This window comes from Chroococcidiopsis cubana SAG 39.79, from assembly GCF_003991895.1.
Classification (GTDB): domain Bacteria; phylum Cyanobacteriota; class Cyanobacteriia; order Cyanobacteriales; family Chroococcidiopsidaceae; genus Chroococcidiopsis; species Chroococcidiopsis thermalis.
This window is the reverse complement of the sequence record NZ_RSCK01000151.1, coordinates 1-9,498: the sequence shown is the minus strand read 5'-3', so window position 1 is coordinate 9,498 and position 9,498 is coordinate 1. Positions and strand designations below refer to the sequence as shown.

At 44.5% G+C, this 9,498-nt stretch carries 8 protein-coding genes and 3 pseudogenes; 4 read left to right on the top strand and 7 right to left on the bottom strand.

Annotation, left to right across the window (positions count from 1 at the left end; all coding sequences use genetic code 11):
- Window positions 1-68: 68 nt before the first annotated feature.
- A pseudogene (locus DSM107010_RS35280) lies at window positions 69-477 on the top strand (IS701 family transposase); the annotation flags it as partial.
- Window positions 478-588: 111 nt separating this feature from the next.
- Here DSM107010_RS35280 and DSM107010_RS40615 read toward each other — a convergent pair.
- Window positions 589-735: a hypothetical protein gene (locus DSM107010_RS40615; RefSeq protein ID WP_199755970.1), complete on the bottom strand. Its 147-nt coding sequence runs from the start codon at window positions 733-735 to the stop codon at window positions 589-591.
- Between the two features lie 125 nt (window positions 736-860).
- Here DSM107010_RS40615 and DSM107010_RS42630 point away from each other — a divergent pair, with 125 nt between their 5' ends.
- Window positions 861-986 carry a hypothetical protein gene (locus tag DSM107010_RS42630; protein ID WP_258184025.1) on the top strand — a complete coding sequence of 42 codons (126 nt, stop codon included), beginning with the start codon at window positions 861-863 and terminating at the stop codon, window positions 984-986.
- Here DSM107010_RS42630 and DSM107010_RS35275 read toward each other — a convergent pair.
- The 3 genes and pseudogenes from DSM107010_RS35275 to DSM107010_RS35265 form a co-directional block, all read right to left on the bottom strand.
- Window positions 983-1,547, bottom strand: a pseudogene (locus DSM107010_RS35275) (ATP-dependent DNA helicase); the annotation flags it as partial. The gene DSM107010_RS42630 and the pseudogene DSM107010_RS35275 sit on opposite strands and share 4 nt — an antisense overlap.
- A gap of 383 nt (window positions 1,548-1,930) precedes the next feature.
- The gene (locus tag DSM107010_RS35270) at window positions 1,931-2,431 is read right to left on the bottom strand and encodes a GNAT family N-acetyltransferase (RefSeq protein WP_106169589.1); all 501 of its coding nucleotides are present in this window, start codon (window positions 2,429-2,431) and stop codon (window positions 1,931-1,933) included.
- A gap of 221 nt (window positions 2,432-2,652) precedes the next feature.
- A pseudogene (locus DSM107010_RS35265) lies at window positions 2,653-3,856 on the bottom strand (RNA-guided endonuclease InsQ/TnpB family protein).
- Window positions 3,857-4,443: 587 nt separating this feature from the next.
- On the opposite strand from DSM107010_RS35265, the gene DSM107010_RS35260 reads away from it, so the two are divergent.
- Window positions 4,444-5,406: an NAD-dependent epimerase/dehydratase family protein gene (locus tag DSM107010_RS35260; protein ID WP_106169588.1), complete on the top strand. Its 963-nt coding sequence runs from the start codon at window positions 4,444-4,446 to the stop codon at window positions 5,404-5,406.
- 349 nt (window positions 5,407-5,755) lie between these two features.
- Here the strand turns inward: DSM107010_RS35260 and DSM107010_RS35255 are convergent, their stop codons facing one another.
- From DSM107010_RS35255 to DSM107010_RS35245, 3 genes are all read right to left on the bottom strand, one after another.
- Window positions 5,756-6,700, bottom strand: a complete 945-nt coding sequence (locus tag DSM107010_RS35255; RefSeq protein WP_127025206.1) for a ParB/RepB/Spo0J family partition protein — start codon at window positions 6,698-6,700, stop codon at window positions 5,756-5,758.
- Entirely contained in the window at window positions 6,700-7,461 is a 762-nt protein-coding gene (locus tag DSM107010_RS35250; protein ID WP_127025203.1) for a ParA family protein, read from the bottom strand. Before DSM107010_RS35250 ends, DSM107010_RS35255 begins: the two co-directional genes overlap by 1 nt.
- A 45-nt stretch (window positions 7,462-7,506) precedes the next feature.
- Window positions 7,507-8,366 (bottom strand): IS5 family transposase gene (locus DSM107010_RS35245; RefSeq protein WP_373425518.1). Its coding sequence is split into 2 segments (ribosomal slippage): window positions 7,507-8,006 and window positions 8,006-8,366, totalling 861 coding nucleotides; the frame shifts between segments, so codons are not numbered across the junction.
- 75 nt (window positions 8,367-8,441) lie between these two features.
- Between DSM107010_RS35245 and DSM107010_RS35240 the strand changes: the two genes are divergently transcribed.
- Window positions 8,442-9,359 (top strand): DUF4336 domain-containing protein, encoded by a 918-nt coding sequence (locus DSM107010_RS35240; protein ID WP_106171338.1) that lies wholly within the window; start codon window positions 8,442-8,444, stop codon window positions 9,357-9,359.
- Window positions 9,360-9,498 lie beyond the last annotated feature (139 nt).

The following is a 9,498-nucleotide window of genomic DNA, read 5'->3' as shown; positions in this document are numbered from 1 at the left end:
GAGCAACCCCTCAACACTAAGGATAACGAATTGCGATTGGGTTTGTGTTCTTATGGGGGTGTTAAAGCACGGGGATTGAGTACGGATTAAAACAAAGTAAGAATGAGTTGGGATGGGCTGATTTTCGGATGACCAACTATGACCAGATTGAGCGGTGGTGGGAGATAATTTGCAGTGCTTACCTGATGGTGAGTTTGCATTCGGAACAACTACGCTCCTCTCCACCACAATCTCAATCAAGATTGGCTGACCATCCCTGGTGGGATGATGGAAATGGCTGGAAAAACATTCTTAACAATCTCCGATTAATTCTTCAACCTTTTACTTTATTTAACCTGATATATCCTTGGCTAACAGTTTTTTCTATTCCTCAATTATTTAATGGTTTTTCTCAACTCCAATAAGAGTGTTTATAACCTTACAGGTTCAATTTCTATCTTCCTGACTAGCTCTGATTTCTACTTTTCTTCTGCCTAGAGTGATAAAACAGGGATAACAGGGATAAGAATGTAACTCCTGGTTCGTGAAGTAAAGTTTCCCAATCACTATCACAGATTTGGGAAACTCCCTACTACATTTGCCGAGCGCTTATCGCTTCGTCACAAATTTGGGTAGGGGAAACGATTTGTCATTTTGGCGATCGCTACCAGCAAAGTAAGCCCAAGAGCCGATAGCGGCAGCCAAGAGCCAACCGAGGATTAATACTGCTATGGGAAGCGCGATTGAACTATCCATGTCATAACCTCCTGAAATTTGAGATTTGTCAAACTAGTCGTGCGCGCACAGCTCCTTCTTAACAAGGGGATCGAGAAGCGTCAACATTTCTTAAAGTCAACTGCCTAAATGTTACGTATATATGCATGACTCTCAGTCAGCGCGACGGACAAATTGCTGTTTGGGGATCGCCACTAGAGGTTGAGGATTTGGCTCCCCAGTTCCACTTTGAGTCGGAGCCAGCCAACCTAATTATGAGAAACCACAACTAGTCTGAGATTGACTCAGGTACTGTTTTGGACAAATTGCTCCCCTGGTGCTCGCGCTTGACCAATCGCTCTTGCAGCAGAGTGTAGCGTTGAGTATCCTTTACCTGCTTCACTGCTAGACCAATAGCTTTAGATGGACCTATAAGAATTGCTAACTGCTTGGCACGGGTCAGTCCTGTGTATAATAAGTTGCGCGACAGCATCATGTAGTGCTGCATATACAGAGGCAGAACCACCACCGGATACTTGCTACCCTGTGCTTTGTGAATGGTTGTGGCAAACGCTAGGGTAATTTCATTCAAGTCTGCATAATCGTAAGTGACCATTCGCTCTTGATATTGCACCGTCACCTCAGTCTCCTCTAAGTCAATCGCAGTAATGGTTCCCAAGCCGCCATTGAAAACTTCGCCATCGTAATCGTTGACTTGCTGGATGACGCGATCGCCCACTCGTAACAATCGCGCCCGACTTAATCTCAGCCTTACTAGCAGATGGGGGATTAATCAAAGATTGTAAAACACCGTTGAGATTTCGTGTCCCTACTTCTCCCCTGGTCATAAGACATGTTGTGTCTTTCAATAAATGACGCGAATCTCACGGTAGATGCCGTGGACAGAAAGAGTTGGAAGGCTTGCAGCATCAGGACTAGCCCTCTCATATCACTCTAGGTAAGAAAAAATCTTCCTAAAACTTCAGAACATTCGCTGTGTATAACTTTCATGCTTGATTTCCTAACACCTTCTTTCGTTTGTAGCAGCTTTATCACAATCCTTATCTGAAGCAGGTTCCAGACTTTACTATCACTAAAGTGATTAAAGAGGGTTAGAAACCTCTACCAGCAAATTTTAGAAAATTTCATGATGCATGAACGAAATTTGGGTCTTGGCAGCTTTTGGTAATGATTAATCTGAAAAGAGTCCAAGCAATGCGACACCCAACTCTTGTTTCTACAAGAACCGTTCGATTAGGATTTCGTCTACATACTTTCCATTGATCTTGGCTTGTCTGTGGGCTGTTCCAATGATGCGAAACCCTTGGCTAAGATAGGCAGCTAATGAGGCGATGTTGTCTGCACGGACGAATGCAGATAGCTTCTCGTATCCCTTGCCAAGAGCAGCCTCAAACGTCGCTTGAAACAGACTTCTACCAATCCCCTGTCGTCGATAGCACAGCTCGACGTAGGTTCCAATTACTCCGACATGATCGAAAGCACGAGTGTAGGTCGCAAACGGCTCTGTGTTTTGAAACCCCACGACCTTTTGTGTATGCTCACATACCGCTACATGAAAGATCCCCCGTGGGGGAAAGTTCAATATAAACTCCCGTTCCGCCTCTACAGAAAACGGGGTAGACAGCGCTGTGTATACTCCAGCTTTGATGATTGGATTGAGGATACTGACAATCGCCTCAGCGTCCTCAAGTTGAGCTTCTCGAATTAACAAATCCAAGCCACTACCTCCTCATACTATGAAGCATTCTTGTCGATTAACGTGATTCTTAAGCTTTTGTCCGCTGTTCGCAAGGTTCTATTTTACTGAGAAGCCGCTTAGTTCCATGCCCCATTCCTTAAAATCGAGGGGTTTACTACAAGAATTTTTGAGGAAATCTGAATTTGTTCAAAGGAAAACAAGGATGTTGACACTCCATCGGCCTATAAGGGCGAGGATTCTTAAGAGATTTTCACTCTTAAAGGCTGTGCCAAAACAGCCGCTACCCTCTCCGAGTTAAACCCATTGAGGCTACATTTTCTCCCAATATTTGCAGCACCATTCGCGTCAGCCGAAACCAAATGCCCACCACAGCTACGATACAAACCACGTTTGACCCGTCTCCCAGAGAATTTGTATTCTTGAGGGTTGTCAGGGTTGTAGGTAGGTATATCATCTTTATCCAAAAAACTTGCCTTGCTAGTATAAGATTCCTCTTGTTCGAGGTAGTTCAAGCCATACCTTTCGCACAAAGCCTTGAGTTTATTTCTCAAGCTCCAATGCGGGATTTGGACAAAGTTTTGATTGTTTCTGCTACCAATATTAATCTCTTGTTTCCAGCCCTGATTAACGCCAACAATCACAGTTCCGACTTTATGCTCAATGCACCAATTAATAATGTATCGAGCAGTCTTGTTCAGGTAATCCCTGACGCGATTGTTTCGATTGAGCGTCAATCTAGATTGACGCTCAGTAATTCCCTTAATCCCTTGCAAATCTTTGATACTTTGCACTCTTGCGTTTTCCTTGTTGAACCACTGGTTAATAGATTTGAGCGGTTTGCCATCCACAATAAAGGATACCCCAGTAGTGCTAACACAAGTAGCAAGATTGTTGAGTCCCAAGTCGATTGCAATTTGGTCATTTGGGTCTACAGGTTGTGGCTCTGGTTCTGCCTCAATAATATATTCGACTTCAAAAAATCGAGCTTTGTATTTGGGCAGAATGCGAACCTCTTTCAATTCCTTTCCCTCCAGTCGAGCGGGAAACGGGATTTCAAAGAAACCGTCTTTTACTTTGATGCGTGGCATTATCAAAGGAAAGAAACCGTCTTTGGGCAAGTATCCAGGCAACCGGATTTGCTCAAAACGATACAACCCCTGCTTTGCCGCTTTAATCAAGTTAAAAAAGGAGCGGAAAGTAACGATCCACTACTTTCAGCGTTTGTTGTGCAATATCGGTATTGAGAAGCTTGTAGTTCTCGTTTCCTTTGCACTGGTGGTAGTTCGACTCGTAACGCAAGTATCGAGATTCGGCGAAAAAGAACTGTCTGACCGAGTAAAGTCCTACATTATAGAGATTTTTACTCAGTCGGCAAAGTTCTTGCAAAGCCTTGAACTCTCTTACTTCGAGTCCGCGTATCTGATTTTTTTGAGTCAGGTACATGCTACTTTCGCTGAAACTCCAGTACTCTAGCGAAAATTGAGCGAAATGTAAAGCCGTGCTAGAAGCACGGGGTTTCCAACCCATTTTTTCTGATGAACTTAATCTTAAGTATTCTTCAATTCCAGTTGACCTTGAGCAAAAGTCACCTCTTTGTTCAGAGTGATTTTATTCAAAAACATTATTCGACCCCAAATTGGCACTTATTTAAGATGTGTTTGCTCTACATCAATTCACCTTGGCTAGGACACCAATATGTACTAATAAATCAGCCAGTACAGTCATGTGGTGCTTCCTTATGCCACTGTTTCTCACAGCCAGAATGAGTGGGCAAGAGATGATCGTGATGGAAATCGAGAAGTGCATATCAACACAACCAAAGGAATGTGGACAGATGTGAGAAAATTCTTACGTCCATTCAAAGAAATCCACAAAGATTACTTGAGTAGCTATATTGCCATTTTCGAGTTCAAACGAAACTTAAAATGCATCCATTCAGTCTTCATCGTGTCATTAGTCATTTTGCACACTTTTTGTAAATGAGCCAAAAAAATATTATAATAATTAACAAAAAAACAAAAAAGTTTTCTATGACTAAAAAAAGAATTTTGGTGACTGGTGCCAGTGGTTGTATTGGTCATTACATTAGTGAAACATTAATCCAAGAGACAAATCATGAACTGTATCTACTAGTCAGAAATCCCCAAAAACTAAAAATTAATACTCAAGTACGTCTGGGAGTTACCCTTGTTCAAGGGGATATGCAAAAACTTGATGGTTTAGCTGATTTACTACCAACTATTGACCTAGCTGTGTTAACTGCTACTGCATGGGGTGGAGAAGATACTTATGATGTCAATGTATTCAAAACTATAGAGTTACTAGAACTGTTAGATCCAGTTCACTGCGAACAGGTAATTTACTTTTCTACAGCCAGCGTATTAAACTCAAAAAAACAACCCCTCAAAGAAGCTGGAGAACTTGGTACAGATTATATTCGTTCTAAATATGAGTGTTTGGAGCGAGTAGCTAAACTACCTATTGCTGATAAAATAACTAAAGTATTTCCGACTTTTGTTTTGGGAGGCGATCGCAACAAACCATATTCCCATGTCACATCCGGTATCCCTAAAATCGCCAAGTATGTCGACTTAATTCGCCTTTTACAGGCGGATGGCAGCTTTCACTTTATTCATGGGCGAGATATAGCCGCCGTCATCCGATATTTAATTGAAAATCCTCCAAAAGAAGGGGAATCTCGTTCTTTAGTTTTAGGTCAAGATAAAATAACCGTTAACGAAGCAATAGAAGAATTATGCAGCTATTTCGATAAAAAGATTTGGTTCCGTATTCCCCTTTCTATTTTCTTAGCTAATTTATTAATTGCTATCTTCCGAATTCAAATGTCTACTTGGGACAGATTTTGTATGAGCTATCGACATTGTACTTACGAAAAAGTTGTTAATCCCACTATTTTTTGTTTACCTAATTACTGCGCCACGATGAAAGATGTTTTAAAAACTAGTGGCATCAAAAAAGCTGGCTGTGGTTAGAGTCCGATTAGGTATACCTTTGGGCGTTGTTGCCGAGCCACGAGTTGTGACTGGACATTATTGGATATGTCCATCAATCATGAAGCTAACACCTATCTGGGAGGAGTGAATGGCGCAGGGTGGTTTCGCAAGTCATATCACTTGGGCGATTCTCAACTACTCAATTGAGCAGAAATTCGAGCGGCAAATTTAGATGCGTTTGCCCTGCTACCCTACCTCATGCACGGTTCTTAGGGGAGGGGAGAGCGGCGACGCTCAAACCTTACTCAACTAGCCTCCCTCGACTCTAACCACAACCATTTTTCTGATGATGCTAAGCAATTTTCTAGTAAAACAAATCCATTTAATGTCATTTTGGTGCTTCGTTTAGCAGATTCTCTATCTGGTCGAGAAGGCTTTCCAGCTTTTCTCTCCTTTCTTTGCTGGCGATAGAATCGTTTTTCCGAAATTGTGCAAATACCCTTTTCGCTCTTTCGACTAGCTCTTTCTCTCTTCCTATCTCTTGATTTTGCTGTTTTATCGTTCGCACGCGCTGGGTAATTTCAGCAACGGACAATCCTTCGTCTATTGCACTTTGTAGTAGTTCTTGGCGTTTATTGTCGTCAGATATTCGGGCGATCTGGATGGCTTTTGTGTATTCTATCCGACCTGCACGTAAAGCATCTTTCACGTTTTCAGGCAGATTGAGTAGAGGCAGGCGATTCTTGAGAAAAGATTCCCAGTTAAATCCCATTTTCTCAAACAAATGCTTGACTTCCTGCTGCCGCTCGTCAAATATAACGTTATGCTTGCCACTCGTGGCAGCTTTGTTGTTCATGCCGTACAGAAGTGACTTTACACCTGCTGTCTCAATTTTTAGGGTTAGCCCCAAAAGTTGCAAGAGACCTTCGACCTCCTCGATTGGATTGAGATCTGCACGCAATAAATTTTCCATCAACGCAACTTTAAGCGCTTCGTCGTCATTAAAAATTTTGACAATAACCGGCACCTTGGACAATCCTACAAGCGAAGCAGCTCTCAATCGTCGCTCTCCCGCCACTAGTTCGAACTTGTCATCACCTCGCGGTCGAACTATCAAAGGTTCGAGAATCCCTACTTCGCGGACTGAAGCTACCAGCTCATCCATCTGGGACTTGTCAAAATACTTGCGCGGTTGAAGAGTTCCCAGCACAATCGAGCCGATCTCTATCTCCTGAGAACCCAATCGCGATTCTCCAAAAAGAACGTCTAGTCCGCTCGTCCGCATTTGGCGAAATGGTACGGGCGCTTTACTGCCTGTTTTTGTACCAGACATTAGTTTCCTTTCTCCAAGTAAGTAGCAATTTCTATAAAAACTTCGCACGCCGCCTGTCGTGGTTGGTATATTGCCAACGGCTGGTGCTGTTCTGCGGCATCTGCAAAGGCTGTCGCTCGGGGGATGGGCGAAAATACCTTACCGTATGGCGACATCTGCTCTGAGATTGCTGCCAGCGCCCGCTTGTCTTGAGTTGCTGTAGCAGCAAACATCGTCGGTACGAATCCAGCGATTCTTAAAGACTTATTCGCTCGTCCTCGAACTCGCGCGATTGTTTGCAGCAGAAATTCCGTCCCGCAAAAAGCTTTGAAGTGAGTGTGGATCGGAACTAAAACCAAATTCGCCGCCACTAGGCTGACATAACTTAGAAGCCCTAAACTCGGCGGACAGTCCAATAGAATAAAGTCATACTCCTTGTCAATTGGTAACAACGCCTCTCGCAGGCGAATGTCTCGCATGTCAGCGTTTACTAGTTCCAACTCTGCCCCGCTCAATCCTATGTTTGAAGGAACGAAATCCATCCCGTGAACCCCTACGACTCGGTACAGAGGCTCATCGTAAAGTAGGCTCCCATAAAGGGTTTTGTTTTGTTTAAAGTCGGAAGGCTCTGCACCCATGAAGAAAGTTAGCGATGCCTGCGGATCGACATCAACTAGCAACACCCGCTTTTTTTGTACTGTTAATGCATATCCGAGGTTCATCGTCAAGGTTGTTTTTCCTACTCCCCCCGCTTGATTGAATATGGCTATTGCAGTTGCCATTTTTTCACCCCCATATCGTCAAATAAGCTAGAGTCTGTTTTAAAATTAGAGCCATAGATGTATCGAGGCTAAAGTCAGCATTGCGAGGTAGTTTTCAGCTTTTTTCTCGTATCGGGTCGCAATACGGCGAAACTGCTTCAAGCGATTAAAACAGCGCTCGACAACATTTCTAGCGCGGTAAATGGACTTGTCAAACTTACCTCGATGCTTCTCATTATCCTTGCGCGGAATAGTTAGACGGATACCGCGCCGACGCAGGTAGCGACGAATCGCACCACTGCTGTAGCCTTTATCGCCCACAATGCGATGGGGACGAATGCGAGGACGACCACCTGTGGTGCGTTTGACCGCTCCTTGCTCCATCAACTGCTCAAACACCACCGTTTCGTGTCGCTCTCCGACCGTGAGTAAGAAGGTAATCGGCAAGCCATTGCCGTCACAGCGAAGATGAATTTTGGTGCTAAAGCCGCCTTTCGAGCGACCGAGTGCTTCGCGTTGCTGAACTTGTTCAATTTCAGAGAGCAAGCTTTCGGAATCTAGCGCCCCCTTTTTGCACCCGCCGAGTGTTGGTGAGCGCGAATCACACTGCCATCAATGTGATGAACTTCCCAGTTCAATTTGCCGTTGGCATCGGCTTGTTGCTGTAACGTTTGGAGAATTCGATCCCAAATGCCACTGCGTCGCCAACGGTAGAACCGTCCAGATACCGTTTCCCACGCTCCATATCGCGCTGGCAGGTCGCGCCACGGTGCGCCTGTTCTAAGAATCCAGAGAATGCCATTAATCGTGGTGCGATGGTCGTTATTCGGACGACCCACACTCGGTTTCTGAGCAGGCAGCAAAGCTTGAAGTCGCTGCCATTGTGCGTTGGTTAAATTCCCGCGTTGAGGAGGAGGTAAAATCATCAACAGATGCTGAGTTCGGCTTCCCTAACATTTCCAATACTCCCATAAAACTTTAAAACAGTCCTTGGAGAATCAATGACACAAAGCTTTCGCCCAATTCCTAACAAGTCGAAAAGCAGTCTCATCGAAGTTGCCTCAAATATCTGGACGCTCGAGGCAAAAGAGCAGGTCTGCTACCGTCCCCCAATGCAGCCCCGCTATCCCTACACGCATCGCGCCGTCGTCATTCGCCTCAACGACAATAGCCTTTTCATCATTTCTCCAATTCGGCTGACTTCAGATCTCCGTGCTGAAATTGATGCACTTGGAGCTGTGAAATACCTCGTATCTCCCAATCACTTACACCATCTACACCTCGGAGACTGGAGCCAAGCATACCCAGATGCAAAAATCTACGCATCGCCCCGACTTGCTCCAAAGCGGAAAGACTTAAGGTTCTACAAAACGTTGTCTACCAATACCCCTGAACCTGAATGGTCAGGTCAGATTGACCAGTGCATTTTTGGTTCAGGGAATGGATGGATTGATGAGATTGTCTTTTTTCATCGCGCATCACGCACTGTCATCTTTACCGATCTGGTGATGGACTTTGACCCAGCCATACTTTCGTCAATTGCGCGTGTGACCACTAGGTGGAATCAGATGTATCAACACACTCCGCGTGGTGTACAACTCGGACACATCTTTGATAGAGCAACGCTGCGTGACTCCCTTGAGATGATCCGGAGTTGGGAGGCTGAACACGCGCTCGTGGCTCATAGCCCCTGGTTGTGTGTCGATGGCAGAAAACAGGTTGCAGCTTTCTTGAATTCCGCTTTTGACTGGCTCACTCCGCAGTCTACAATTGTTGAAGCTGTGATGGGTGTAGGACGGCTCTTAGCGCTCCTGTTGGTTGTCCTGCCGATCCACGCACTGCTCGTCCTTACCGTTGATGGAGTCTATGAACGTTTTGTAAAACGAGGTAAGGCAAATAGTTCTTTCTCGGATATTTGATTTACCTAGCCACAACCACGCTAAACGGGTGAGGTAGAACCGCAGAGTTTTAAAACACGCCCTAGTACTACAGTTGTAGATAATTGTTAGAATAGGATAGAAGTGCGATTGCGATTGCTGTGATGTTTCAACAAGCTTT